Here is a 25,673-nt window from a genome sequence, read left to right on the forward strand (position 1 = left end):
CGCGTCGGCCGGTTCAGTATGCCGTGACGGAGCCGGAGGTCAGCGCCGCCTTTGCGTCGGTCAGCGCTTTGGTGGCGGGGTCCTCCGAGCAGAGGATGAAGTCGCTGCCACCCTTGTCTGTTGTCAGACCGAAGGGAACCTGTGCGGCCTCCCACGAGCCGTCGAGCGTTGAAGAAACGGCGTATTCGATCTCGGTCCCGATGTCGGTGCGAACGAAACCTGCGTATACCGGGTTTGCGCAATCTCCTGGGATCGGTCCACCGACCATGCGATTGCCCGAGTCGCGTGCAGCTTGTTCGATGCCTTGTTTGCCGAGGTTGACGATCTGACCGAGGATGTTGGCACCTCCCGCGTATGCGGTGCCCGCAGCCTGTTTGGCTTTGGCGGGATCGTTGAAGTCGCCGACGTATTGGGGGCTGAGAACCTTGACGTCGGGCCGGACAAACGTTGCCCCGTTCGAGAACGCCTTGGCCGCATTGACGATGGCCGGCAACTCGACGCCTCCGACGAATCCGACCGTTCCGGTGGTCGATGAGGCCGCTGCCACTGCGCCGGAGAGGAATTCGGCCTCGGCCTGTTGCGGATCGTAGTAAGCGAGGTTGTCCATCGGTTCGGCGTCGGAAGGTCCACCGATTTCGACGAACTTCACGTCTGGGAACTGCGGGGCGATCTTACGCACGTCGGCGTCGGTCTGGCCGCCGACCGAGATGACCAATTCGTTCTCAGATGCGAAGCGCTGCAATGCCTGCTGGTAGTCGGCTGGTGCGACTTGCTCGACATAGCTGAGGTCAACCTGGTCGCCGAGTGCCTGCTCGACCCTCTGGTATCCGAGGTAGCCCGACTCCATGAACCCGGTGTCGGTGACCGAGCCGGGGAAGAAGACTCCGACGGACAGGCTCCCGTCGTTGGCGTCGGCGCCCGAAGTGCCGCACCCTGACATTCCTACCGCAATGGCTCCGGCCGCGAGCAGCGCCACCGGTACGCGGACGGTTGTGGATCGAAATCTCATCGTGTCTCCTGATCGTCGGCCGCTGTGTTTTAGCGGTATACCGTTACGAGAAGAGTGGGGGCTGTGTGTTTCCATCCGATTACGAGCCGGTTAGTTATTGGTATACCGCTAAGTGGGTCTGGCTAGACTCGGCTGAACGAGTCGAAATCCGCGAGAGGACTTGGTGGGCATGCCTCCGGTAGAAGAGCTGACGGGTTCGGCAAACGATCGAAAGTCTTTGCGCCAGCACGCGTATGAGGAGATTCGGCGCCAGATCGTAGATCTGCGGCTGGCTCCGGGGTCGAGGCTGGTGGAGCGCGATCTCGCCGCTGAACTCGATGTCTCGCGTATCCCGCTGCGCGAGGCATTGCAGTTGCTGCAGCAGGACGGACTGGTGGTTCTGGTGCCGAGACAGGGTGCAATCGTGTCGCCGTTCAGCGAGAACGATGTCCGAGATCTGTTCGACGTCCGCGAGAGCCTGGAGGTTCTCGCGGCCCGGCTCGCTGCTGAGCGTGCTGACGAGGAGGGTCTCGCGCGGCTGTCGGAGCAACTCGAAGCGGCTCGTACCGCGACGTTGAAGCGAGATCGCCCAGCGATCGCAGCCGCCAATGCGAAGTTTCACCAAATGATCGTCGATCTGTCCGCGAATCCTTTGCTGGAGTCGCTACTGCGTCCGCTGGAGGCACGCACGCAGTGGCTCTTTCATCTCACCAAAGACCGCGATCCGGGCCGTCAATGCCACGAACACGAAGAAATCCTTGCGGCCATCGCTGCACACGACGCCGACCGTGCGGCCGAATCAGCCTTCCATCACGTTCATTCGGGCCGGCAGGCAAGTATTGCGATGGCCGCCGAGTGGTCGGGCGGGTCGATCGATCCGGTGGAGGCCACGAAGGGACGTCGGCGGACGAGAGCTGAATCGATCTGAGCGGTAGGTGCCACACCCCGCCGGTCGGAGAGCGCGACAGAGTTTCGGCTAAACGCTGAATCGCTGTGCGTGCAAGGCCCGCATCTCATCGACCAGGACATCAGCTGGCCCGTCTACCGGCAACTGGGGCGCAACGGTGTTGATCGGCAGCCCGGCGACCGGCGAGGGAGGGGCATTCCATTCCGCGAGCCACGCCGACAATTGAGACGACGACACCGCATAGGCAATTCGGCCCAGCCCGACCCAGGCATGCGCGGCGGCGCACATCGGGCAGTGCTCTCCGGAGGTGTACACCGTGGCCGCGGCCCGCGCGGCCGGCTCCATGTTCTCCACTGCCCACAACGCGATCGTCAGCTCGGGATGCCTGGTGTTGTCGCCGTCTTTGACGCGGTTGCGGTCTTCGAAAAGTGTTCGGCCGTCTGCGCTCACGAGCACCGAACCGAAGGGTTCATCCCCGGCTGCCAGTGCTTCGCGTGCCAGATCCACGCATCGTCGTAGGTGCTGTACATCGTCGTTCGTTATGCCCACAGGTGCGAGCGTACGACACCCTGACTCGGTGAGCGGGTGTGTCCACGGTGGGGGTGTTGGACGGACCCGCGGTTGACACAGGCCTGTTTTGAATCGCCAGAATGATGAAACTGAATTGTTCAATCGGCTTTGTCGGTAAAGGTCGATTTGGGTCGGGGACTAATTCGTTCGCAGAACCAATTCAACCCGCTTAGCAAGGGTTCGCAATTGAATCGCTCGACGTGGTCAGTCTGGCGATGCGCGATGGCGAGACGAATGAACCGGCGGCTGCACCGCCACTCGGCGGCTTCAGGAGGCTACGGCGAGGTGGCCCCGCGGAGCGCACGCCGGCTGGTGCCGAACGCAAGACAGCACGCTGGTCTGCGGCTCACCAGCCAGGGGCAACGTTGCAGGAAGGCTGTCAGGGTGGGACGATCAGGGTGCGAACACGGCTCGACTCTGATTCGACATTGTTCGAATGGGCTTTGAAATCCATCGGATTTGATCGTCAGAATCATAAACTCTGATCGTAACGATCAATTCGAAATTACTTTTAAAAGAACAGTTTCCCAATTCGGGATAGTGGGCCATACTTTCGACGTGTTCTTATGGATAGGCGTCGCCGTAGCCGCTTGGGTATTGATCTCGATCTTTGTCGCCATCGTGATGGCGCGCGTGATCAGTCACGCAGATCTCGAAGCCGAGGCCGCAGACCTTCGCGCTCTGCAGTCTGCGGGTCGGCCGAAGGAGACCGCGGGAAGCGCGTGATGGCGCTTCCCGTTTCCTCGACGTAGTAGCCCTCAGCTCGATTCTTCGAGGGACTCAGGCGTGGCGACCGGGTTTCCGCCGAGCTCCTCTTCTGCCCGACGTTCGGTGAGAAGCGGGACGAAGTCGCGGATTGGTTGGCCATCGAACTTCCGGTACGCATCCTCGACGACCTCGGCGACAGCTTCCGTCGGCACATCCGCGTGCTTGTCCGCGAGTTTGTCGGCGATCTGCTCGATCTGCTGCTGCTCTTGATCCTCGGGGTTCATACCTTTGACCGTACGGCGCGCACGTCGGACCCTCTAGTTTGTTCACGGGCTGTTGGCTCGACCGCCATCCGCTATTCGAATGCGCCGTGACGCATCCGGCGACTAGGCGCCGAGCTTGGCGATCCGGTCGTCGAGGAGCGCGGCAATAGAGGTCAGTTCCTCGTCGTTGATGTGCTCGACGTCATGACTCTCGCGCAATTCGCGCGCGGTGGCGACCACCAGCGCCGACTCATCCTTCTCCGCACTGGCGCCGTCGATGACCGACAGCTGGCCCATCTCCAAGATCAGATGCGCATCCTCGAACGAACTCTCGAGAAGTTCCCGGACGTGTGTTTCCGACACCATCGGATGTCCTTTCATAGCTACGACCATGATCTGACTCGATCCGGCAGATACCCGTTGATTGCCGAGGGCAAACTCCGCGGCATTCCGGACACGAACACTGCGACTCAGGCGCCGCTGCCTGTCATGCCGCAGACGTCGACGCCGGTGTACGTGCCCGTTGCCCCGATTCAGCGCCGCCACTGGTAGCGGATCTTGGGCCGACCGGCATTGCCGTAATCCGTGTGGCGCGACAAGGTTCCCTCGTCGGCCAGGCGTTCGAGATAACGCCAGGCCGTCACCCGCGACACCCCGACCTGGGTGGCGGCCTCGGCGGCGGTGAGACCTTCGGGACTGTCGCGGATCCGGCGGGCTATCTCGTCGGTGGTGCCGGGTGCCGCGCCTTTCGGGGCCGCGGATTTGTCTGTGGTGCCCCGCAATTCGGCGATCGCCCGGTCGACCTCGATCTGACTGGCCGCGTCGGTGCCCGCGGGCAACGCCTGTCGATAACGCTGGTACCGCTCGAGTCGATCGCGGAAAGCGGCGAACGTGAACGGTTTGAGCAGGTACGCCAGCGCCCCGTGTGCCACGGCGGCGCGCACCATCTCCAGATCTCGTTCGGACGTGATGGCGATGATGTCGGGGGCCGGCCGTAACCCTGACAGTGCCGATGCCAGGTCGATCCCGCTGGCGTCGGGCAGGCCCAGATCGAGCAGTACGAGGTCGATGGGTGTTGTCGTCGTCGCGGCCTCTGCGGCCGATCGCATGGCGTCCTGCGCCGTATGCACCACGGCGACAACGGAAAAGCCGTCGATTCGACCCAGATACGTGCGGTGGGCCTCGGCGATCAGTGGTTCGTCTTCGACGATGAGAACGTTGATCATGCTCGCGGCCCGAAGGTGACGGTGACAACCGATCCGTAGGTCACCTCGGCGGTGAGGGTGCCTTCGTGGCGATCGACAACCTGGGACACGAGCGCCAAACCCAGTCCGCGCCTGCCTGCTTCGCCACCGGACTTGGTGGAGTACCCGCGCTGCCTCGCTTTGCCGAATTCCTCGGCGTCCATTCCCGGGCCGCTGTCGGCGACCTGGATCAGCAGATGTTCGCCATCTTGCCGTACGGTCACCTCCACCCAGGGGTCGGAACGGTCGCATGCATCCAAGGCGTTGTCGACGAGGTTGCCCACCACGGTGACGAGTTCTTGGCCCGACAAGACAGCGTGCTCGTTGTCCGAGGGGATCACTGTGTCGTCGGTGATCGTCAACTCGATACCCCGTTCATCGGCCTGAGCGCTCTTGCCCAGCAACAGGGCGGCCAGTGCGGGTTCACCGACCGATTCGGACAGCCGGTCGACCAATTGCTGCGACAACTCCAATTCGGTGGTGGCGAAGCGGATGGCCTCGTCGCCGCGTCCCATCTCCACCAGCGTCACGATGGTGTGCAGGCGATTCGCCGATTCGTGAGCCTGTGATCGCAGCGATTCGGTGAACACCTTCATCGAGTCGAGTTCGCCCAGAGCGCCCTGCAATTCGGTCCGATCACGAATGGTCACCACCTCGGTCTCCGGCGACCGATTGCCGGGAACGCGAGATCTGTTGACCACCAGTACCCGGTCGCCCGTCACATGGACTTCATCGCGTGCGCCGGGGGAGTATGACCTTAGAAATGCGGGCAGGCTGTCTTTGTCCACCTCGCCGGAAGGCAGTGCCAGCAGGCGACGAGCCTCGTCATTGGCCAGGGCCACGCCATGTCGATCCAGCACGATCAATCCTTCCGACACCGAGTGAAGGATGGCGTCGTGATGTTCATACATCACCTGCAGTTCGGTGGGAGCCAACCCATGTGTCTGCCGCAGCAGGCGACGGCGAATCGCCCAGATGCCGACGAGGGACACGAGTAGCGCGCCGGCGGCGATCAGCAGGATCTGCGGCAACTGCTGCTGCCAGCGCGAGAACAGCGTCTGCTGGGTGATCCCCGCCGACACCAGTCCGACGACCTCGCCGGACGACGAGCGCACCGGCGCGACGGCGCGGATCGACGGACCGAGAGTGCCGGTGTAGACCTCGGTGAAGGTGCGGCCCTGCAACGCCGGCTCGATGGTCCCGAGGTACGGCCGGCCGATGAGTTCGGGATTCGTGTGGGTGAATCGCGTCCGGTCGGGCGCCATGATCGTGATGAACGCGATCTGGGTATCTGCCCGAACCCGTTCGGTCACCGGTTGCAGCACCGCGGGCGCGGTCCCGGATTCGATGGCCGCCGCGGTTGCCGGCGATTCGGCCAGCGCGCTGGCGATGCCGGTCACCTGCAACCGCGCCGCAGCGTCACCGTCACGTCTCGCGTCGACGATCGCCAGCGCGCTGCCGCCCACGACCATCACCGCGATCACGACCAGTTGCAGCACAAACGTTTGGCCGGCAAGTGAACGGGGCACCAACCTGGCCATGAAACCTCTCCGTCGGTTGAACGTAATGAACTAAATAGTGACCTGGCTCACCCCCGTGGAACACCATCCTTGCAGACCTATTGTTGCCACCAGTCAGAAGGAAGTCCGATCATGACAACCACACACGATCGTCAGACCGACGGGGACGCCGCCGTTCCGAAACGACGCGATCGAACGCATTGGCTGTACATCGCGGTGATCGTGGCCGTGATCGCCGGTGTCCTGGTCGGCATCCTGGCCCCCGAAGTCGGCAAAGAGGTCGGGGTCCTCGGCACGATGTTCGTCAGCCTGATCAAGATGATGATCAGCCCGGTCATCTTCTGCACCATCGTCCTCGGCATCGGGTCGGTGCGCGCTGCCGCCACCGTCGGAAAGGTGGGAGGCCTGGCGTTCGCCTACTTCCTCGGAATGTCCACGGTCGCGCTGGCGATCGGACTCGTGGTCGGCAATCTGCTCAAGCCCGGTGATGGGCTGACCCTGGACCCTTCCGCGATGGGCAAGGGCACCGAACTCGCCGACAAGGCCCACGAATCGGGCGGCACGATCGACTTCATCCAGTCGATCATCCCGACCTCGATGCTCTCGGCACTGACCGAAGGCAGTGTGCTGCAGACCCTGTTCATCGCACTGCTGGTCGGCTTCGCCATCCAGAGTCTCGGCAAGTCGGGCGAATCCGCGCTGCGGGCCATCGAGACGCTGCAGAAGATCGTGTTCAAGGTGCTCGCCATGGTGCTGTGGCTCGCCCCGATCGGTGCTTTCGGCGCGATCGCGAACGTCGTCGGCCAAACCGGTTGGAGTGCGGTCACCGAACTACTGACGTTGATGCTCGGCTTCTATGTCACATGCGTGATCTTCGTCTTCGGGATCCTCGGCCTGCTCCTTCGCTTTGTCGCAGGCGTGTCGATCTTCAAGTTGGTGCGCTACCTCGCCCGTGAATATCTCTTGATCTTCGCCACCTCGTCGTCGGAGTCGGCGTTGCCGCGGCTGATCGCCAAGATGGAGCACCTCGGCGTCGAACGCACCACTGTCGGAGTTGTTGTCCCGACCGGCTATTCGTTCAACCTCGACGGCACGGCAATCTACCTGACCATGGCCTCGCTGTTCGTGGCCGATGCCATGGGTCAGCCGCTCTCGCTCGGGGAGCAGATCTCGCTGCTGGTCTTCATGATCGTTGCCTCCAAGGGAGCAGCCGGCGTCAGCGGCGCGGGCCTGGCCACTCTCGCCGGTGGTCTGCAGAGCCACCGTCCCGAACTCCTCGACGGCGTCGGGATCATCGTCGGAATCGACCGGTTCATGTCCGAAGCGCGTGCGGTGACCAACTTCTCCGGCAACGCCGTGGCAACCATGTTGGTCGGTTCATGGACAAAGACGATCGACAAGGAAAAGGTCGACACCGTGCTGCGCGGTGACGATCCGTTCGACGAACTGACGATGGTCGACGACGGTCACGACAGCTGGGACAAAGACGACGACGACTCCGGCACAAAGGTGGACACCACGAAGAAGCCGGTGACTGCCTGAGTCTCACCTCTGGCAACGCTGTGCCGCGGACCGCTGGTCCGCGGCACAGCTGTTTTCATGCGGTGACCGTCGACTGTTTGCTGAAATGGGCGAATCGAACAGCCCGCGTGGGGTCACACCCATCGGGAGGGCGTTCGCGACGTGAGGGGACCAGGTGGCCACAGAGGTCGACGATGGCACGCACAGCCCTGCGATCTCACAGCAGGACCGGTGGATCCATCTGACCGAGTGGCCGCTGGCCATCGCCGGAGTCTTGTTTGTGCTCTGCTACGCCGTCGAAGTACTCGCCCAACCGGGTGGAACGGCGGAGGACGTCCTCGAGGCCGTCATCTTCGTCACCTGGGCCAGCTTTGTCATCGACTACCTCGTTCGGCTCGGTCTTGCGGGTGAACGTCTCCGCTGGTTCGTCCGGCACCTCCCGGAGTTGCTGATCGTCGCGCTACCCGTCTTGCGTCCGCTACGTCTACTGCGCCTGCTCGCGGTACTTGCCGTACTCCATCGCGTTGCGGGTCAGGCAATCCGCGGACGGGTACTGGCGTACACGGTTGTTGCTTGCCTGATGCTGATCTTCGTCGCGTCGCTGGCCATCCTCGACACCGAGCGGGGAAGCGACGACGCCACGATCCGCAACTTCGAAGACGCGCTGTGGTGGTCCATCACCACGGTCACCACCATCGGCTACGGCGACTACGCGCCGACCACGCTCACCGGGAGGATGATCGCGGTCGGCCTGATGATCGGTGGTATCAGCCTGATCGGCGTCGTCACGGCCAGCATCGCCACCTGGATCGTCGAACGCGTCAACGAGACCGACGAAGCCAATCTCGCGGCAACCAAGCGTCAGATCGACGCGCTGCACGACGAGGTCCGCGACCTGCGGGCCGACATCGCCCGGCTCGCGCCACCGCCGCACCCGGCATCGGCGACCGATGCCGCGGTCGTCGGCACGGCCGACGCCGAACATCGGCCGTGACCCGCGCGAAGAAGCCGCTGGTCGTAGCGCGGATCGGCGGACCGGCGACCGTCGAAGCAGTGAAAAGCGGTTGGCCAGTCGCTAGGCTACGAAGAGTCGGCCTGTAGCCCCCGGGCCGACCGACCGATCGAACAGCAAGCCCTGGAGGCGCGCATGGCACACGAACGGTTCAATACGACAACGGATTCCGGTGCGCCGGTCACCAGCGATGAGCATTCGCTGACGGTAGGCGCCGGTGGTCCCATCGTGCTGCACGATCATTACCTGATCGAGCAGATGGCCCAGTTCAACCGCGAGCGAGTGCCCGAACGGCAGCCCCACGCGAAGGGCAGTGGCGCGTTCGGATCGTTCGAGGTCACCGCTGATGTGTCCGAATACACCTGCGCAGCGGTCTTCCAGCCGGGCACCGTCACCGAGATGGCCGCGAGATTCTCCACCGTGGCGGGCGAGCGTGGAAGCCCCGACACCTGGCGGGACCCCCGCGGCTTCGCGCTCAAGTTCTACACCAGCGAGGGTGTCTATGACATGGTCGGCAACAACACGCCGGTCTTCTTCATCAAGGACCCGCTGAAGTTCCAGCACTTCATCCGGTCACAGAAGCGCCGCGCGGACAACAACTTACGTGACCACGACATGCAATGGGACTTCTGGACCCTGTCCCCGGAGTCGGCGCATCAGGTCACCTGGCTGATGGGGGACCGCGGGATTCCGCGGACCTGGCGGCATATGAACGGTTACAGCTCCCACACCTATCTCTGGGTGAACAGCTCCGGTGCAAAGCACTGGGTGAAGTACCACTTCAAGACCGATCAGGGCATCGAGACGTTCACCCAGGACGAGGCCGACCAGATGGCCTCCGCCGACACCGATTACCACACCCGTGATCTGTACGAGGCCATTGATGGCGGCGACTTCCCGACGTGGACCATGAAGGTACAGCTGATGCCGTTCGACGACGCCACGTCGTATCGGTTCAATCCGTTCGATCTGACAAAGGTCTGGCCCCACGACGACTATCCGCTGATCGAGGTCGGCCGGATGAAGCTCGACCGCAACCCCACCGACCATCACACCGAGATCGAGCAGGCCGCATTCGAGCCCAACAACCTCGTCCCGGGGATCGGGCTGAGTCCGGACCGCATGTTGCTGGCGCGCTCGTTTGCCTACGCGGATGCACACCGCTACCGAATCGGCGTGAACTACAAGCAGATTCCGGTCAACGCCTCGAAGTATCCGGTGCACAGCTACTCCAAGGACGGCGCGATGCGGGTCACCAACGTGTCCGATCCCGTGTACGCACCCAACTCCAAAGGCGGACCTGCCGCGCGTAGCGACTTCCAGGGCGAGCCGGGCTGGGCGGCCGATGGTGACATCGTGCGCACCGCATACGTCGACCACCCGCAGGACGACGACTTCGGTCAGGCGGGCACGCTCATCCGAGAGGTGATGGATCAGGATGCCCGGGATCGGTTGGTGGACAACGTCGTCGGCCATCTGCTGAACGGAGTGGAGGAGCCGGTGCTCAGCCGGGCCTTCGAGTACTGGCAGCGCATCGACCCCGGTGTCGGCAAGGCGATCCGGGACGGTGTGGAGTCCAAGGCCGAGGAGTCCGATCCCAAGGCCGCGGACCAGGGCAATCCGGCTCGTTCCGGCATGCAACAGAAGGCGTAGGGCATGGCGGAGATCGATCACGGGAAACTGGCGGTCCTTTTCGACATCGACGGCACCCTCGTGGACTCGGTGTACGCCCACGTCGCGGCCTGGCATGAGGCGCTGGCCGAGGTGGATCTCACCGTTCCCCACTGGGAGATCCACCGCCGCATCGGGATGGACGGGTCGCTCCTGGTTGATGAGCTCCTGGACATCGCGGGAGTGGGAGCGGACGCGCCGGGGAGGTCGGATCTGGCCGATGCGGCGTCGAGCAAACACACCGAGGCCTATCTTCGTCGTTCCGATTCGTTGACCATCTTGCCCGGTGGGCGCGACGTCGTCAGACGCGCCAAAGAGCTCGGATACGTTGTGGTCCTTGCGACTTCGGCGCCGCAACAGGAGCTGGAGATCCTGCGTGATCTGCTCGAGGTGGAGGACCACATCGATGCGGTGACCTCCGGGGAAGACGTGGAGACCGCCAAACCCGACGCGACCGTGGTGAAGATCGCGGTGGAGCGCGCCGGGGTGAGTGCCTCGAACGCGGTCATGGTCGGTGACGCCACGTGGGATGCCATCGCGGCAACAAAGGTCGGCGTTCGTTCGGTGGCCGTGCTGACCGGCGGCATCGGCGGCGATGCGCTCCGGGGCGCCGGCGCCAAGCGGGTGTTCCAGGACGCGCGCCATCTCGCGGACGACCTCGCCAAGACCGTCGATGGGTTGTGCGCCTCACCCGGAAGCCGGCGTTAGGCGTTGCGGTAACGCTCGGCAACACGAAGGTGGTACTCGGCGAGTGACACACATTCGTCGCGCAGTTCGGTGGGCGACAGAACTGTGAAATCGGCGTCGAACGCGTACAGCCACCGTGCGATCGACGCGACGGACTGGCCGTAGAGCTGTACCTCGCAGCTGTCGGTGTCGCCGGATTCCACCACGCCCCACTCGGCGTCGACCATGTCGGCGACCTTTTCGACTGGACTGTGTATCTGCACCCGCGCATTGGCCTGGCGGTACACGGACCCCAGGCTGCGTGCGATGAACGCCGCGGCGCCGCCTTCGGGCAGCGGCCGGGGTGAAAAGCGCGGGCCCGTCGGTATTTTCGGGGTGAGCCGGTCGAGGCGAAACGAACGCCAGTCATCGCGGCCGAGGTCCCTCGCGAGCAGGTACCACCGTGCGCCACTGCGAACCAGGCGGTAGGGCTCCACTTCACGCCTGCTCTCTGCCCCGTCACGGGCCTTGTAGTCGAACCGTAGTCGCTCGTGCCGGTGACAGACCGCCGCGACGTCGGCGAGAACGCCGGCATCCACAGCCACTCGGGTTCGGGTGGGGGTGGCGTCGACCTGCAGCGAATCGAGCCGGTGCCGAAGCCGCGACGGCATCACCTGACGCAACTTCGACATCGCGCGCACCGACGCCTCATCGAGGCCGCTGACCGAGTTGGCTGCGCCGGCGCCGAGACTCAATGCCACCGCCAGCACCTCGTGATCGTCGAGAAGCAGCGGTGGCATCTCGGCTCCGGCGCCGAGTTGGTACCCGCCGCCGACACCCACACTGGCGTCCACCGGATACCCCAGTTCGCGTAGCCGGTCGATGTCGCGGCGCACTGTGCGGGTGGTGATGCCGAGCCGGTCCGCCAGGTCTGCTCCCGACCAGTCCTTGCGGGTCTGAAGCAGGCTCAGGAGCCGGAGTAGTCGCGCTGAGGTATCCAACATGTTTTCGACAATGCCAGATATTGCGGACCGTTACTGTCCGCAATGGGTCATAGGTTCTCCTCATCGCAGTTCGCGACTCATTCCGGGAGGACAACAGAGATGACTCAGACACACGACATACCGGCCATTGAGATGGTGGGCCTGACCAAGACCTTCAAACAGGGCAAGAGCACCGTCGAAGCAGTCAAGGGCATCGATCTGGCGGTGAAGGAGGGGGAACTCGTCGCATTCCTCGGGCCCAACGGGGCGGGCAAGTCCACCACGTTGCGGATGATCACCACACTGTTGCGGCCCACGTCCGGCGCGGCGTGGCTGGCCGGCCACAACATCGCCGACGAGCCCGATGCGGTCCGGCGCAAGATCGGCTACGTGGGCCAGGGCAACGGTGGTGGCAACAACCAGCGCGTGCGTGAAGAACTCATCACCCAGGGTCTGTGCTACGGGTTCGGAAAAGCCGAGAGTTCCCTTCGCGCAGACGAATTGATCGCGGCTCTCGACCTCACGGGGATGGAGAACCGAAAGGTGAGCACTCTCTCGGGTGGCCAGCGTCGCCGACTCGACATCGCGCTCGGCATCGTGCACCGGCCTCCGGTGATCTTCCTCGATGAACCGACCACAGGCATGGATCCACAGAGCCGGGCCAACCTGTGGACGCACATCCAGCGGTTGCGCGCGGAGACCGGTGCCACGATCGTGCTGACCACGCACTACCTCGACGAGGCCGACGCGATGGCCGAGCGAGTGGTGGTCATCGACAAGGGCACGGTCATCGCCGACGACTCTGCTGCGGCGCTCAAGGACACTCTGGCCGGCGACAGCATCAGCCTCACCGCCGACTCCTCCGACGGTGCCGCAGAACTGGCCCGGATCGCCACCTCGATCGATGCGGTACGCAGCGCCGAGGTGGCCGGCGAGTCCGTCGAACTGCAGGTTGTCGGTGCCGACAAGGTGCTTCCCCAGGTGATCACCGCAGCTGCAGCCAGATCTGTTGCGGTACGTAGTGCATCCTCGACGCGCCCTACCCTCGACGACGTCTTCCTCTCACTCACCGGACGAAGCCTGCGCGAAACCGCAGCCCTCTGAACACCTTTCCCTCAAACCCCTTGCCAAGTCCCCAGGAGAAACCGATGACAACATCAATCATCCGCGACAGTTCCATCGTTCTGACCCGTGAATTGCGGCCGACGGTCCGGGATCCGTTTACCGTGATCTTCAGTCTCGTGCAGCCACTGATCCTGCTTGCCCTGTTCGGCCCGCTTCTGAAAGATGTTCCGGGTGCCGGTGATTCGGGCAATGTATGGAACTGGTTCATCCCGGGTGTGCTGGCGATGATCGCGATCTTCGGCACGTCGATGACCGGCTCCAACCTGATGGACGAGATCCACTCGGGCAGTCATGAGCGGATGCTCGTCACGCCATTGAGCCGCAGCTCGTTGCTGATCGGACGCGCGCTGAAGGAAATGGTGCCGCTCGCAGCGCAGGCCGTCATCATCTTGCTCGTCGGTCTGCCGTTGGGTTTCGACATCAACCTCGGGGGCGCGGCCATCGGCATCCTCATCCTCGGTGTGTTCGGCGTCGGACTCGGGGCACTGTCCTACACGTTGGCTCTGGCTGTGCGCGAACAGGATTGGGTGTTCTGGACGGTGCAGCAGACGCTGATGTTCCCGATGCTGATCTTATCGGGCACGATGCTCCCGCTCGATGACGCGCCGGGATGGATGAAGGTGCTGGTGAACATCAACCCGTTGCACTATGTGGTGGAAGCAGAGCGCGCGCTGTTCGTCGGGGACTTCGACACCAAGACGGTGCTTTCCGGTGTGGTCGCGGCCTTCATCGTGGCCGTCGGTGGAATTGCCGCAGGTGTGCGGGCGATCAGTGCGGCGTCGCGCAGCTGATCCATCACGAGATGTGGCCTTGTCACGCGCAAACTCCCTGGCGGAGTGCGTGACAAGGCCACACCGTCGTTTCGGTCTTCCTAAGGGAGGATGGCTGCGGCCTTGGCTGCCCGCATCCAATCAGGGAACTCCGAGAGCAGGCGCTGGTACAAATCGTCGTCGGACACCTGGTCGATGTCGTCGAGTGCAAAGAAGCCCGCGTTGTCCACGACGCGGCCCTCCATGTCGTCGAGTCGTTCGAGGACTCCGTAGTTGGCCCTGCCGATCCCGACGAACTGCCAGAACACCGGAGCGCTCGACGCGGCACGCATCAGCTCGCTGATAGGTCCCTTTTTGCGGAAGCCGCCGTCGGTGAAGAAGAGGACAAGGACCGGCCGTCCGGGGACAACCGTGTTCAGGATCTCGTTCATGATCGGCAGTTCATCGTTGGAGGCTCCGATCGCGTCGTAGTCGATGCCTCCGTGAAGACCCGACAGGTGGAGGAACTCCTCGGTCCAGGATTCGACATTGGTCACGCTGATGTCGGGGACACGCGCGAAATCACGGGCGTACATGTACGGCTCCAACTGGCCGTCGTCGTCGATCTGGGTGGCTACCGCCAGCATCCGTTCGACCACGCGGTGCACCACCCGGCCGGAGTATTGCCTGGACATACTGCCGGTCTTGTCGATGACAAGGATCACCCGGGCTCGGACGCCGGTCGCATTCTTGCTGAGCAGTACCTTGTGCACCTCACGCTTGCGCATGTCGAGGCGCTGGCGCTTGTCGAGGGAGAGTTTCTCCTCGCCCGCAACAGATCTCATCGCCGCGACCTCCGGGGCGGGCGTTGTGGCCGCGGGTTCGTCATCGACCTCGACGCCGTGTTCCCGAACCAGATCGGCGAAGCCGCGATCCCATCCGGCGCTGACATTGCGGATCTTCCACTCACCGCCCCGCCGATAGATCTCGCCCAATACCGCGGCACGTTCGGTACTCAACCCGGCTGCGGGTAGCTCGATCTGGAAACCGGTGCCGCTCGCAGAGGCGGCCAGAGCGGGTAGCGCCGACAGGGGAGACGGATACCCGTCGTCGCAGGCGACCGCAACGGCCACGGTGTGGACGTCTGCAGGCACCCTCGCGAGGTCGACCGTCAGGGTGGTGCCACCCGACAGCACAACCGCACCATCGGTCGACTGCGGCTGGTTGAAGAAGATGAAATCGGAATCGATCCGCGTCTTGTGGTTGTCGCCGAGAAGAAACGCCATCACGTCAACCGTGCCGGGCGCGGCTCCGGTGACCGCGACAGTGAGAACACCGGAAGTGATGGTTGTGTTAGCGCCTCGCGACAGGGTGACCATGGCGATCAGTATCGGTGGTGGTGCGCCGAGGACGCATCCGATGTCGGCCCATCAGTCGATTCGAGGTCATGCAGCAGGCAGACCCGCCAGAGGCTGCACGGTCTTGGCGATGCCGTAGCCGGCACTCCACGGGTAGAGCCCTGCCGAATCCGGCCAGACCAGTTGCCAGGCCGACACACTGCCGTAGACGCGGTTCGCGACGCGCAGGTCTGATGTGGTGAGTGCTTCGATGGCCACCAGGTCCAGGTCGTGGTCGAAGAAACCCGACAGGCGTTCACCGGCGGTGAGGCTGCCTCCGGCTCGTGCGATCCGGTGTCCGACGGTGTTCAGGATGGATCCGGCGGTGCCCGGTTCGAGTCCGTAGATGATCAGCTCGGGGTGCGCCAGCGAGGTCAGCCCGGTGGTGTAGGCGAGCGACGGGAATCCGACCTGGACAGCCGCACGTACCGCGGTGACCGTCCAGTAGCGCTTGGCAATCGCGCGGTGTGCGAAATCGACCGGATCGGATTGCTGACGCATGGCGTCCTCCTTGGCTGTCTGGCTGGTGCAGATCGTTGTGCCGGGAGGTTAACGCCAGCCTCTGACAAAGCCTTTGCTCACGGACGGAAGATGGCCCGTACGCAGTTGTCCGACTTCTCTTTGAACTTCATGTAGCCATCGGCGGCATCCTCGAGTGGCATGTCGTGGGTGATGAGGAAGGTGGGGTCGAGGCGGCGTTGTTCGATGTGGTCGAGCAGTCGCGGGACGTAACGCTGGCCGTGCTGCTGCGCCGCCCTCATCGTCAGGCCCTTGTTGAGCATCATGCCCATCGGGAACTTGTCGGTGAGGCCGTAGACACCCAACACCGACACGGTGCCGCCCTTTCGCACCGCGTAGATCGCCTCACGCAGAGCGGTTGCCCGGTCGGTCTCGAGGCGCAGCGCCTGCTTGGCCTTGTCGTAGACCTGCTGCACGCCGGTCCCGTGACCTTCCATGCCCACGGCTTCGATGACGGCATCGGGTCCACGACCACCGGTCATCTCACGCAGGGTTTCCGGGACGCTGTCGACCTCGGTGTAGTCGATGGTCTCGGCCTGGACGAAGGTGCGAGCCATCTGCAGCCGTTCCGGTATCCGGTCGATGACGATGATGCGTTCCGCGCCGAGCAGTCGGGCGCTGGCCGCCGCCATCATGCCGACCCCGCCCGATCCCCACACCGCCACCGTGTCTCCTGGTGAGAGGTCGCAGAAGTCGGCGCCCATGTAGCCGGTGGGGATGGCGTCGGACACGAAGAGTGCTTGCTCGTCGGTGACGCCGTCGGGAACGGTGAAGCAGTTCTGGTCGGCGAACGGTACCCGGATGTATTGGGCGTGCGATCCCTGGTATCCGCCGAAAGGATGTGTGTAGCCGTAGATCCCGCCGGTGGGGTATCCCAGCAGTGGCCGCTGGAGATCCGCGTTGGGGTTGGTGGTGTCGCACAGCGAATACTGCTCGTGATTGCAGTACCAGCAATTGCTGCAGGCGATGAACGAGGGGACCACGACCCGCGTGCCGACAGTGGTGGCGGTGACGTCGGCGCCGACCTCGACAACCCGGCCCATGAACTCGTGACCGATGACATCGCCCTCGCGCATGCCGGGTAGATATCCGCTCAAGAAGTGCAGGTCCGACCCACACGTGGTGGTCACCGACACCTCGACGATCGCGTCGTGCGGATTGACCAGGGTGGGATCGTCGACGGTCTCCACGCTCAGCTGATTGACGCCGGTCCAACACAGAGCACGCATGATGCCTCCGTTCAGCGGTTGCCCGGCCGGGCAGCCGGGGTGGGTGTGAGGGTGGGGATCTCGCCCGTCTGCACCAAGGCGCGCAGTCGGTAGAGGATCTTGAAAGCGGCTGTCTTGGCAGCGAAATCGGGTGCTGGAAGCGTCAATCGGAGGGTCACCTCGGTGCCCAGGTCGTTCGGCGCGTCGGTGAGGCGGACAACAACGATCTCGGTGTCGGGGGAGCTGGACGACGAGTCCACGAACCGGATGCCGTCAGCGTCGTCGATGACCGTTGTGTTCAGCGTGATGTCGCCCTGCGGCGTGGTCACCGTGAATGTTGCTCGTGCGTCGGCGATCTCGCCCACCGACGCCACGTCACCGAACACCTGGGACAGTCGGGCACTGTCACGCCACACCGCCCTCACCGCATCCTGGCCCGCGGCCACTGTGACCGTCACCGGGCCCGCGGGTTCACTGTGCGATGCAGCCTCGCCGAGCAACTCCTTGCCCCGCTGCGTCGCTTCCTCTGCCAAGGTCTGCACAGCCTGTCTGGCCGAATCGATGAAGTTCATCGCATCTCCTCCTGCCCCTGCCCCGGATGACGCGCGACGATTACCCCCTATCGTGTCGAGGAAACCAGTCGGTGCCGACGGCTTGCGTTCGAGTGCGCTCGAAGACCTAGCGTCCTAACCATGACAAAGAACTGGATCATCACGGGCGCATCCTCGGGCATCGGACGGGCCCTCACCGAAGCCACGTTGGCGGCAGGGGACCGCGTGGTGGCCGCGATGCGACGACCCGAGCGGATCGCCGTTCTGCTCACCACCTACCCCGACGCGCTGCTGGCGGTTCGCCACGACGTGCGCGACATCGCGTCTGCAGCTGACCTCGTCGCCACCGCCGCGGAGCGCTTCGGCGCGGTGGACGTCTTGGTCAACAACGGCGGAGTGGGGCAGATCGGAGCAGCCGAGGAGATCGACGACCGGCAAATGCGAGACATGCTCGACCAGCACCTGTTTGGTCCTGCAGCCCTGGTGCGGGCGGTACTGCCCGGTATGCGAGAGCAGGGTAAAGGGACAATCGTGCAGGTCAGCAGCCAAGGCGGACGCGTGTCATTCCCGGGTGCCGGGTCCTACTCCGCGGGCAAGTTCGCCCTCGAAGGGTGGTCTGAAGCGTTGGCGGGGGAGGTGGAACCATTCGGCATCAGAGTTCTCATCATCGAGCCGAGCCGCTTCCGAACGGGCTTCAACGCACCCGACGTACTCAAGCTCGCATCGCCGTCAGAAACGTACGGCAGTCTGTTGGCTGCGGTGCGCGCCGACATGCTGGCCGTAGACGGGAAGCAGGAGGGCGATCCCGCTCGCGCGGCGGACATCATCCGGTCGTTGGTCGACGCCGAGAGCGCGCCGTTGAGGGTCCCACTCGGACGTGAAGCGGTACGTCGGCTCGCCGCCGCCCACCGACGTGGACTCGAGGAACTCGACACGATCGCCGCACTGTCCGAGAGCGCGGACTTTCCGGGCGTCCCAGAATCGGTTCGACCGGTCTAGCGTTGGATCATGGCGACCCGAGATCTGATGAGTCGAGCGCTCGAGGCGCTGCAGGGCGGTGACGAGTCGACGACCGTCGAGGTGGTCCACGGCCTGGTCGACACCGGCGACGTGGACGGCCCGCTGGGCATCGCCGACGTGGCCGAACTGCTCGGCGTGTCTGCGCACACACTTCGCTACTACGAGCGAGCCGGCCTGGTCACGGTGCCACGAGATCTCGCCGGCCGCCGTGCCTACGACGGCGCCGCCAATCGGCGGCTGGTCTTCATCTCCCGAATGCGCTTGTCGGGCATGCCGATGCGGGACCTGCAGCACTATGTGGAACTGGTCGACCAAGGGGAGCAGACGGTTGCCGAGCGTCTCGCCATCATGGTGGAGCAACGCAACACGATCGCCCGGCGCATCCGCGAACTGGAGCTGTCGCTGGCGGCCACCGAGTACAAGATCGCGACCTACGGCGGCAACATCGGGCCGTGATCACACCCTTGTGCCTGCGGGGTCATCCGGTCGAATCGTGCAGAACGCGGCCACCCGTGGCGAAGGAGCGCACCTTCGGGTCGAGCCAGATGTGCGCCGGAACGCCGCCGCCGAGAAGTGTCCGGGCAACTGCGGGTGACTCGCCGAGCGGGGTGTCGGCGGCAGCGATCACGATGTTGCCGTAACGACGGCCCTTGAGCATCGCAGGGTCGGCGATGATGGCGAGGTGCTCGAACAAGGTCCCCATGGTGGCAGCCTCTGATCGGGCGAGTGAAAGGTCGCGGGTGTCACCACAATTGACCATGTAGACACCGCCAGGGGCCAGCACCCGACGGACCTGAGCGGCGAACTCGGCGGTGGTCAGTGCCGGTGGGGTGACGGCGGCGGAGAACACGTCGCGAATGATCAGATCACGGCTGTTGTCGGTGAGTGATTCGGTGACCTCGCGGGCGTCACCCACCCGCAGTCGGAGCAGGGGAGCACGCGGCAGATCGAACCATTCCCGCACCAGCCGAGCCAGTGTGTCGTCGATGTCGACCGCGACCTGCCGCGCCTGCGGATAGTTGGCAGCGAGATGGCGAGCCATCGAGCACGCGCCGGCGCCGAGGTGGAGAACACGCAGTCGGCTCGAGGCCGGCCAGCGGTCAGCGATGAGCGCGGCCATCCACTGCATGTACTCGAAGTCCAGCTGGGTGGGGTCGGAGAGGTTGATGTGAGAACTCTGCACGCCGTTGACGTTCAGTATCCAGCCGTCGGTGAGGTGGTCACGAACCAGCTCGCAACTGCCGGTGTCGATCGGGTACACGCCGGGCTGCGGCCCGCCGGAATCGTTGCGGGCCTTGGGTTGTCGCGATGCGCGGCCCATCAGAGGTCAGTACACATCTCGCAGATACCGCTTTTCCCGCTTGAGGGTGTTGACGTAGTCCTCCGCGGTCTCGGCATCGAATCCGCCGTGCTCGGCGACCACGTCATGAAGGGCCGAGTCCACATCTTTCGCCATCTGCGAGGCGTCGCCGCACACGTAGAAGTGCGCACCGTCCTCCAGCCAGGTGTACAGGTCTGCGCCGTTCTCCCGCATCCGGTCCTGCACGTACACCTTCTGCTCCTGGTCCCGTGAGAACGCCAGTTCAAGTCGGTCGAGGACGCCGTCGCGGCGGAATTGCACGATCTCGTCTTCGTACATGAAGTCCGTTGCCCGGAACTGGTCCCCGAAGAAGAGCCAGTTGCGTCCCCGAGCGCCGCGGGCCTTGCGTTCGTAGAGGAAGGAGCGGAACGGGGCAACGCCTGTACCCGGGCCTACCATGATCACCGGTACCGAGTCGTCGTCGGGCAGGCGGAACGAGCGGTTCTTCGACAAGAAGACACCGGCCGTGTCGCCTGCCTTGAGCCGGTCGGCGAGGTAGGTCGAGCACTGCCCTCGGCGGTCGCGCTGCGCCGAGCGATACCGAACCGCGGACACGGTCAGATGAACCATGCCCTTGTGGGTCAGTGGGCTCGACGAGATCGAGTACACCCGATGGGTCAGGGGTCTGAGGAGTTCGAGTAACTCGGTCGCGGATATCTCGAGCGCGGGTTCGAGGTCGAGCAGGTCGAGGACGTCCTTGCCCCACAACCATCCTTCGAGGGCCTCACGTTCCTCGGTGGACAGAACGTGATCGAGTTCGGCATCGCGCGACCGTTCGGCCATGAAGTCGATCAGGTCGCGGGTGGGCAGCGAGATCTCGTACTCGTGTGTCAACGCGTCCACCAGGGTGAACTCGCCTGCGCGGGTGGAGATCGGTTGGTGCGGATCTGCCCCGATCCGGGTGATCAACGCCGACACCAGGTGCGGGTCGTTGACCGGCCGGATGCCGAGGCCGTCGCCCGCTTCGTAATCGATGTCGCTGTCGCCGAGATCGAAGACCACGTGACGGACGTCCTTCGCCGAGTCCGAGCCGCGCAGTGGCCGATTGGCGACAAGCGTGGCGGCATAGGGGTTCTTGCGGGTCCACGGCGACCTTTTCGGCTTGGCCGGCCGGTCTGCGATCTCCTCGGCGCCGGGTATCTCCGGGGCCGACACCCCGCTGTCGAGCTCGGCGAGTGCCGCTCGGGCGGCGGCCAGAACTGCGTCGCGGTCGGCCGCGACGGCGCCATCGGTCGTCGAGCCGGCGTCGAAACCGGCCAGGAAGCCCGACAACCACAGTCGCTGGTCGCCGGCGTAGTCAAGGTCGTCTGGCAGGTTTGTAGTTCTCATTAGCTCACCATTGTTCGTGATGTCGGAACCAGTGCCCCGGGGTGGGCCGGGCACCGCTGCGTCGTTGAAGCGGCACCAAGCAGGAATGAGGGTACCCTCACTTGCTGTGATCGCCGGGCGCGCCTCACCAAGTCCTAGGATGAGCACACCATGGTGACTGCTGGCTGGGACCGCGCCCTCGGGCTGACCGCGGGGTATCTCCTCGACCGCATCTTCGGCGACCCGACGCGCTATCACCCCGTGGCCGGCATGGGTATCGCCGCGGGAAGGCTCGAAAGCATCCTGTATCGCGATTCACGTTGGGCCGGAACCATGTTCACCGTCACGTGCGTGGGAGTGGTCACCGGTGCGGGCGTGATGGGCCGCCGTGCCGGGGTGCTGCCGACGGCGCTGATCACCTGGGCGACCTTGGGCGGTACCTCCCTGACGTCGGTGGGCGAGCGTCTGGCCGACTCGCTGGCCGCCGATGACCTCGAAGGCGCCCGCGCGTTGATACCCAGTCTGTGCGGGCGCGACCCGAACAGTCTCGACGCAGAGGGGATGGCCCGCGCCGCGCTTGAGTCCGTCGCCGAGAACACCTCGGATGCAACAGTGGGTCCGCTCGTCTGGGGAGCGATCGCCGGGATCCCGGGACTGCTGGCGTACCGGATGATCAACACGCTCGATGCGATGGTCGGATACCGCAACAGCAGGTATTCCAACTTCGGCTGGGCAAGCGCTCGGCTCGACGACGTGGCGAACTTCTTGCCCGCCCGCCTGACCGCACTGCTGGTGGTGGCGCTCGGCGACGACCGGGCCGGGGCGGCCACCGCGGTGCGTCGGGACGCATCGGCACACCCCAGTCCCAATGCGGGTGTGGTCGAGGCCTCGTTCGCGGGAGCACTCGGCGTGGAGCTCGGCGGTGTCACGGTCTACCGGCACCGGACCGAGATTCGCCCGACGCTCGGCGACGGTCGTGCGCCCACCGGCCGCGACCTGTACCGCGCCGCGGCGTTGTCCCGCCGGGTACAGATCGGCGCCTTAGCGACCGTAGCGGTCGGACAGCTTGTCGTCCGGCGCGCTCGTCGGCCCTGAGCCGATCGACCCACGCGCCTCCGAATGGACCACTGCGCCGGTGGACGACGCCGCCAGTGCCTCCCGCGTCCGGCGGCCCCGCTCGCGTGGCTTCTTGGGTATCGGGGCGCCGGTCTTCGCGGCTTTCCGCTGCTTGACCTCCGACCACACGAAGTAGCCCAGCCCCAACGGCGCCATCACACCGAAGGCAAGCCACTGCAGCCCATAGGAGAGGTACGGGCCTGAATCGAGCTGGGGGAGACCGATGACGCCGAGTCCACCGGGCTGGTCGTCGGTCAGCTGGAGGTATCCGGCGGCCAAAGGCACGTCGACGGCACGGCCGAGGACCACCGGGTCGATGGAATAGACCTGTGTGGCGCCGGCCTCGGTGCGCGGCTCACGACCCGGACTGGTTCCCTCCGCCGCACGGATCCGGGCGATCAGCGTGACCTGCTCGGTCGGCGGCGAGATGATCGGAGGCAAGGCCGTGCCCTGGACAGGCTTCACGTATCCGCGATTGACCAGGTAGGTGTCGCCGGAATCGGCCGCGAACGGGGTGAGCACCTCATAGGCGGGCGACCCTTCGATGGAGCGCAGCCGTACCACCGCCTGCTTGTCCGGCAGGTACCTGCCGGTGACCGAGACACGGCTCCATTCGGCGTCCTCGACCGGACGACCATCTTGATAGAGGTCGCCGATCGGAACGGGCTGGGACGACTCGGCTCGTTTGATGAGGTCGTTCTGATGCTCGGTGCGTGAGTTCTTACCCAGCTGCCACGGGGCCAGCACCCAGAAGCACGCGACGGCGAACGCGATCACCACGATGGCAACCGCGATCCATCCGGGACGCAGGAAGTTTCGCAGGACACGCACATCACCACGGTACCGAGTCCACCCACCAGGTCCGACAAGGTGTCGCGTCCGATTCCCGGATCGGCCGTGTCCGACGCGGTCGAGCCAGCGACTACGCTCAACGCAGTGGGACGGTGCAAAAACTGCGGTCCGCCCGGCGACGGGCCGGCATCACGCCGTCATCATCACCACGAGGGGAGCGTCACCCATGCGCGATCTTGTCTGCCGTAAGTGTGGTCAGCGACTGTCGTTCGAGAACACGTTGTGCCTGAACTGCAAGAGCCCGCTCGGATTCCATATGCCGACGCGCACCATGTATGTCCTCGACGACGAGGCGACCACCGAACTCGACGGACAGAAGCTGGTGCGATGCACCAATTTCGCGCTCATCTCCTGCAACTGGATCATCCAAGAAGTCGAACCCGGCGCGAAAACACCTGCAGGCGAACCAGATCCGTCGACTCTGTGTGAGTCATGCCGGCTCACCCGAACGCGGCCCGCCGACACCGACACCACCGCGATGGAGGCGTTCGGGGTTGCCGAGACCAACAAGCGTCGGGTGATCCTCGAACTGGACGAATTGGGGCTTCCCATCCGGGGGCGCGACGTTGACCCAGACACTGGCCTCGCGTTCGATCTGCTGTCCAGCGCAAAGAACCCGGTCATCACCGGACACGCCAGCGGGGTGGTGACGCTCGACCTCGCAGAGGGCGACGATGTGCACCGCGAGCAGTTGCGGGTGTCGATGGACGAGCCCTATCGCACCCTGATCGGACATTTCCGCCACGAGATCGGGCACTACTACCAAATGGTCCTGGTCGGCTCAGGTGACCACCGGGAACGCTTCGAGGAGCTGTTCGGAGACCCGGACGAGGACTACCAGGCGGCACTCGACCGCCACTACGGCGATGGGCCCCCGGCGGACTGGCGGCGCAACTACGTCTCCTCCTACGCCACGATGCACCCCGCCGAGGACTGGGCCGAGACGTTCGCGCACTACCTCCACATCCGCGACACCCTCGATACCGCTGCGGCATTCGCGATGGCGCCGGCGGGAGCCACCCTCGACAGCGTGTTGCTCGGCGACGTGGGGTTCGACCAGATCATCGACCTGTGGCTACCACTGACGTGGGCGCTCAACCAGATCAACCGATCGATGGGGCATCAGGATCTGTACCCGTTTGTGCTCCCGCAGCAGGTGCTGTCGAAGATGCGCTTCATCCACGGACTGATCGCACCGGCCGTGCTCTGACTGCGGGAGTCCCGGGGTCAGCGGCGTTCGCGCACCCACGCCAGGAGCCCTGGGACGGCGGCCTCGATCTGCTGACGAACAGTGGCGAAACCGTCGTCCGATCCGTAGTACGGGTCGGCGACATCCGGTCCGTCGGCGTCGGGGTCGAAGCTGCGCAGCAGCCGTGCGCGGTCGCCGACACCCAGTTCCTGCAGCGCACGCAGATGCCCGCTGTCCATCGCCAGCAACAAGTCGGCTCCGAGGTGCTCGGGTCCGATCTGGGCTGCGGTGTGGTCGTCGTCGTACCCGGCCGACGTCAACTCGGTACGGGCCCTGAGGTCGGCGGGATCCCCGACATGCCAGTGGCCCGTGCCGCAGCTGGTCACGCGGACCTGCTCGGCGAGCCCGGCCTCGTCGAGGGCATGCCGGAAGATGTTCTGCCCCATGGGTGAACGACAGATGTTCCCGGTGCAGACGAAGGTGACGTGCAGGCGTTCAGGCATGGAGCAACTCGCGGAGCTGATCCACCGATTCCACAGCCCACGCCGCGTCGGTGTGCTCGTCGGACACCGCATACCCCCACCGCACGAACACCGCGGGAATGCCGTACTCGGCCGACCCGTGGACGTCATGCGATCGGTCGCCGATCATCACCACGGCGTGATCGGTGACGTCGGCGATCCCCAGCGAGGTCAGTGCGTGGCCGATCACATCGGATTTGCTGCGCCGTGAGCCGTCGTCGGATGCCCCCGCGATGTACTCGAAGTGCTTGTCGAGCCCGAAGTGCTCGAGGATCCGCCGGGCGGTGGACTGATTCTTGGAGGTCGCCACCGCGAGCCTGCGGCCGGACGCCGACAGGTCGGCGAGGAGTCCGTCCATGCCGTCGAACACAGAGTTCTCCAGCCAGCCGACGCTGACATACCGCTCGCGGTACGCCTTCATCGCAGCATCGACGGTTGGTTCATCGAGGTCGAGCCGCCGGAGGCTGTCGATCATCGGTGGCCCCGCGATCCCCGCCACCACCGACTCGTCAGGCTGCGGTGCGCCCACGGTGTCGAGGGCATGACGAAAACTTTTCTCGATGCCTGCGAACGAATCGGTGATGGTGCCGTCGAGGTCGAACAGGAGCACCGTCGACGCGGCGGCCGGGTCGGGCAGATCGGCGGGGTCGGGGAGGCTGGTGTCGATGCGCGAACTCACCAGTCCATCCTGCCCGTAGGCTCGAC

General features: G+C 64.7%; 28 protein-coding genes. 12 read left to right on the forward strand and 16 right to left on the reverse strand.

Features of this window, described 5'->3' with window-relative positions; translation table 11 throughout:
• Nucleotides 1–13 precede the first annotated feature (13 nt).
• Nucleotides 14–1,009 carry a BMP family protein gene (locus KXR83_RS15100; protein WP_437425510.1) on the reverse strand — a complete coding sequence of 332 codons (996 nt, stop codon included), beginning with the start codon at nucleotides 1,007–1,009 and terminating at the stop codon, nucleotides 14–16.
• 169 nt (nucleotides 1,010–1,178) lie between these two features.
• Between KXR83_RS15100 and KXR83_RS15105 the strand changes: the two genes are divergently transcribed.
• Nucleotides 1,179–1,916: a GntR family transcriptional regulator gene (locus tag KXR83_RS15105; protein ID WP_437425511.1), complete on the forward strand. Its 738-nt coding sequence runs from the start codon at nucleotides 1,179–1,181 to the stop codon at nucleotides 1,914–1,916.
• A 48-nt stretch (nucleotides 1,917–1,964) separates the two neighbouring features.
• On the opposite strand, the gene KXR83_RS15110 is transcribed toward KXR83_RS15105, so the two are convergent.
• Nucleotides 1,965–2,444 carry a nucleoside deaminase gene (locus KXR83_RS15110; RefSeq protein ID WP_437425512.1) on the reverse strand — a complete coding sequence of 160 codons (480 nt, stop codon included), beginning with the start codon at nucleotides 2,442–2,444 and terminating at the stop codon, nucleotides 1,965–1,967.
• A gap of 579 nt (nucleotides 2,445–3,023) precedes the next feature.
• Here KXR83_RS15110 and KXR83_RS15115 point away from each other — a divergent pair.
• Nucleotides 3,024–3,191, forward strand: a complete 168-nt coding sequence (locus KXR83_RS15115) for a hypothetical protein (protein WP_157366799.1) — start codon at nucleotides 3,024–3,026, stop codon at nucleotides 3,189–3,191.
• Nucleotides 3,192–3,223: 32 nt separating this feature from the next.
• Here the strand turns inward: KXR83_RS15115 and KXR83_RS15120 are convergent, their stop codons facing one another.
• The 4 genes from KXR83_RS15120 to KXR83_RS15135 all read right to left on the reverse strand — a co-directional run bounded on the left by KXR83_RS15120 (nucleotide 3,224) and on the right by KXR83_RS15135 (nucleotide 6,221).
• Entirely contained in the window at nucleotides 3,224–3,457 is a 234-nt protein-coding gene (locus KXR83_RS15120; RefSeq protein WP_023953870.1) for a three-helix bundle dimerization domain-containing protein, read from the reverse strand.
• 102 nt (nucleotides 3,458–3,559) lie between these two features.
• The gene (locus KXR83_RS15125) at nucleotides 3,560–3,817 is read right to left on the reverse strand and encodes a hypothetical protein (protein WP_437425513.1); all 258 of its coding nucleotides are present in this window, start codon (nucleotides 3,815–3,817) and stop codon (nucleotides 3,560–3,562) included.
• A 152-nt stretch (nucleotides 3,818–3,969) separates the two neighbouring features.
• Nucleotides 3,970–4,662: a response regulator gene (locus tag KXR83_RS15130; RefSeq protein ID WP_437425514.1), complete on the reverse strand. Its 693-nt coding sequence runs from the start codon at nucleotides 4,660–4,662 to the stop codon at nucleotides 3,970–3,972.
• A complete protein-coding gene (locus KXR83_RS15135) occupies nucleotides 4,659–6,221 on the reverse strand; it encodes a sensor histidine kinase (RefSeq protein WP_437425515.1) in 1,563 nt (520 codons plus the stop codon). The genes KXR83_RS15130 and KXR83_RS15135 overlap by 4 nt, the downstream gene beginning before the upstream one ends.
• Before the next feature lie 111 nt (nucleotides 6,222–6,332).
• Between KXR83_RS15135 and KXR83_RS15140 the strand changes: the two genes are divergently transcribed.
• The 4 genes from KXR83_RS15140 (at nucleotide 6,333) to KXR83_RS15155 (ending at nucleotide 11,112) form a co-directional block, all read left to right on the forward strand.
• Complete coding sequence (locus KXR83_RS15140) at nucleotides 6,333–7,742, forward strand: cation:dicarboxylate symporter family transporter (RefSeq protein WP_437425516.1); 1,410 nt, start codon at nucleotides 6,333–6,335, stop codon at nucleotides 7,740–7,742.
• Between the two features lie 154 nt (nucleotides 7,743–7,896).
• Nucleotides 7,897–8,715 carry a potassium channel family protein gene (locus KXR83_RS15145; RefSeq protein WP_437425517.1) on the forward strand — a complete coding sequence of 273 codons (819 nt, stop codon included), beginning with the start codon at nucleotides 7,897–7,899 and terminating at the stop codon, nucleotides 8,713–8,715.
• 153 nt (nucleotides 8,716–8,868) lie between these two features.
• On the forward strand, nucleotides 8,869–10,386 hold the full coding sequence (locus tag KXR83_RS15150) for a catalase (RefSeq protein WP_437425518.1): 1,518 nt from the start codon (nucleotides 8,869–8,871) through the stop codon (nucleotides 10,384–10,386).
• 3 nt (nucleotides 10,387–10,389) lie between these two features.
• Nucleotides 10,390–11,112 carry an HAD family hydrolase gene (locus KXR83_RS15155; RefSeq protein WP_023953857.1) on the forward strand — a complete coding sequence of 241 codons (723 nt, stop codon included), beginning with the start codon at nucleotides 10,390–10,392 and terminating at the stop codon, nucleotides 11,110–11,112.
• Here the strand turns inward: KXR83_RS15155 and KXR83_RS15160 are convergent.
• Entirely contained in the window at nucleotides 11,109–12,074 is a 966-nt protein-coding gene (locus KXR83_RS15160; protein ID WP_437425519.1) for a helix-turn-helix transcriptional regulator, read from the reverse strand. The genes KXR83_RS15155 and KXR83_RS15160 overlap by 4 nt on opposite strands.
• A gap of 99 nt (nucleotides 12,075–12,173) precedes the next feature.
• Between KXR83_RS15160 and KXR83_RS15165 the strand changes: the two genes are divergently transcribed.
• Both KXR83_RS15165 and KXR83_RS15170 read left to right on the forward strand, forming a co-directional pair.
• On the forward strand, nucleotides 12,174–13,157 hold the full coding sequence (locus KXR83_RS15165; protein ID WP_437425520.1) for an ABC transporter ATP-binding protein: 984 nt from the start codon (nucleotides 12,174–12,176) through the stop codon (nucleotides 13,155–13,157).
• A 44-nt stretch (nucleotides 13,158–13,201) separates the two neighbouring features.
• Nucleotides 13,202–13,969, forward strand: coding sequence for an ABC transporter permease (locus KXR83_RS15170; protein ID WP_437425521.1), 768 nt, complete (start codon nucleotides 13,202–13,204; stop codon nucleotides 13,967–13,969).
• An 80-nt stretch (nucleotides 13,970–14,049) separates the two neighbouring features.
• Here the strand turns inward: KXR83_RS15170 and KXR83_RS15175 are convergent, their stop codons facing one another.
• The 4 genes from KXR83_RS15175 to KXR83_RS15190 form a co-directional block, all read right to left on the reverse strand.
• On the reverse strand, nucleotides 14,050–15,306 hold the full coding sequence (locus KXR83_RS15175; RefSeq protein WP_437425522.1) for a vWA domain-containing protein: 1,257 nt from the start codon (nucleotides 15,304–15,306) through the stop codon (nucleotides 14,050–14,052).
• Nucleotides 15,307–15,372: 66 nt separating this feature from the next.
• Nucleotides 15,373–15,825, reverse strand: coding sequence for a DUF4262 domain-containing protein (locus KXR83_RS15180; RefSeq protein WP_437425523.1), 453 nt, complete (start codon nucleotides 15,823–15,825; stop codon nucleotides 15,373–15,375).
• A 77-nt stretch (nucleotides 15,826–15,902) separates the two neighbouring features.
• Entirely contained in the window at nucleotides 15,903–17,072 is a 1,170-nt protein-coding gene (locus KXR83_RS15185) for a zinc-dependent alcohol dehydrogenase (RefSeq protein WP_437425524.1), read from the reverse strand.
• Nucleotides 17,073–17,083: 11 nt separating this feature from the next.
• Entirely contained in the window at nucleotides 17,084–17,623 is a 540-nt protein-coding gene (locus KXR83_RS15190) for a hypothetical protein (RefSeq protein ID WP_437425525.1), read from the reverse strand.
• Between the two features lie 120 nt (nucleotides 17,624–17,743).
• Between KXR83_RS15190 and KXR83_RS15195 the strand changes: the two genes are divergently transcribed.
• Complete coding sequence (locus KXR83_RS15195) at nucleotides 17,744–18,601, forward strand: SDR family NAD(P)-dependent oxidoreductase (RefSeq protein ID WP_437425526.1); 858 nt, start codon at nucleotides 17,744–17,746, stop codon at nucleotides 18,599–18,601.
• 9 nt (nucleotides 18,602–18,610) lie between these two features.
• Nucleotides 18,611–19,078, forward strand: coding sequence for a MerR family transcriptional regulator (locus tag KXR83_RS15200; protein ID WP_437425527.1), 468 nt, complete (start codon nucleotides 18,611–18,613; stop codon nucleotides 19,076–19,078).
• Nucleotides 19,079–19,100: 22 nt separating this feature from the next.
• On the opposite strand, the gene KXR83_RS15205 is transcribed toward KXR83_RS15200, so the two are convergent.
• Nucleotides 19,101–19,943, reverse strand: coding sequence for a spermidine synthase (locus KXR83_RS15205; protein ID WP_437425528.1), 843 nt, complete (start codon nucleotides 19,941–19,943; stop codon nucleotides 19,101–19,103).
• Between the two features lie 6 nt (nucleotides 19,944–19,949).
• Nucleotides 19,950–21,311, reverse strand: coding sequence for a sulfite reductase subunit alpha (locus KXR83_RS15210; RefSeq protein ID WP_437425529.1), 1,362 nt, complete (start codon nucleotides 21,309–21,311; stop codon nucleotides 19,950–19,952).
• A 150-nt stretch (nucleotides 21,312–21,461) separates the two neighbouring features.
• On the opposite strand from KXR83_RS15210, the gene KXR83_RS15215 reads away from it, so the two are divergent.
• Nucleotides 21,462–22,385, forward strand: a complete 924-nt coding sequence (locus KXR83_RS15215; protein ID WP_437425530.1) for a cobalamin biosynthesis protein — start codon at nucleotides 21,462–21,464, stop codon at nucleotides 22,383–22,385.
• Here the strand turns inward: KXR83_RS15215 and KXR83_RS15220 are convergent.
• Entirely contained in the window at nucleotides 22,332–23,237 is a 906-nt protein-coding gene (locus KXR83_RS15220; protein ID WP_437425531.1) for an SURF1 family cytochrome oxidase biogenesis protein, read from the reverse strand. The genes KXR83_RS15215 and KXR83_RS15220 overlap by 54 nt on opposite strands.
• Before the next feature lie 187 nt (nucleotides 23,238–23,424).
• On the opposite strand from KXR83_RS15220, the gene KXR83_RS15225 reads away from it, so the two are divergent.
• Nucleotides 23,425–24,468, forward strand: a complete 1,044-nt coding sequence (locus KXR83_RS15225) for a zinc-binding metallopeptidase family protein (RefSeq protein ID WP_437425532.1) — start codon at nucleotides 23,425–23,427, stop codon at nucleotides 24,466–24,468.
• A gap of 17 nt (nucleotides 24,469–24,485) precedes the next feature.
• Here the strand turns inward: KXR83_RS15225 and KXR83_RS15230 are convergent, their stop codons facing one another.
• Both KXR83_RS15230 and KXR83_RS15235 read right to left on the reverse strand, forming a co-directional pair.
• Nucleotides 24,486–24,950 (reverse strand): low molecular weight protein-tyrosine-phosphatase, encoded by a 465-nt coding sequence (locus KXR83_RS15230; protein WP_437425533.1) that lies wholly within the window; start codon nucleotides 24,948–24,950, stop codon nucleotides 24,486–24,488.
• Nucleotides 24,943–25,647, reverse strand: coding sequence for an HAD-IA family hydrolase (locus tag KXR83_RS15235; RefSeq protein WP_437425534.1), 705 nt, complete (start codon nucleotides 25,645–25,647; stop codon nucleotides 24,943–24,945). The genes KXR83_RS15230 and KXR83_RS15235 overlap by 8 nt, the downstream gene beginning before the upstream one ends.
• Between the last annotated feature and the right edge of the window lie 26 nt (nucleotides 25,648–25,673).

Source organism: Williamsia muralis (genome assembly GCF_051487485.1).
Lineage (GTDB): Bacteria > Actinomycetota > Actinomycetes > Mycobacteriales > Mycobacteriaceae > Williamsia > Williamsia muralis_B.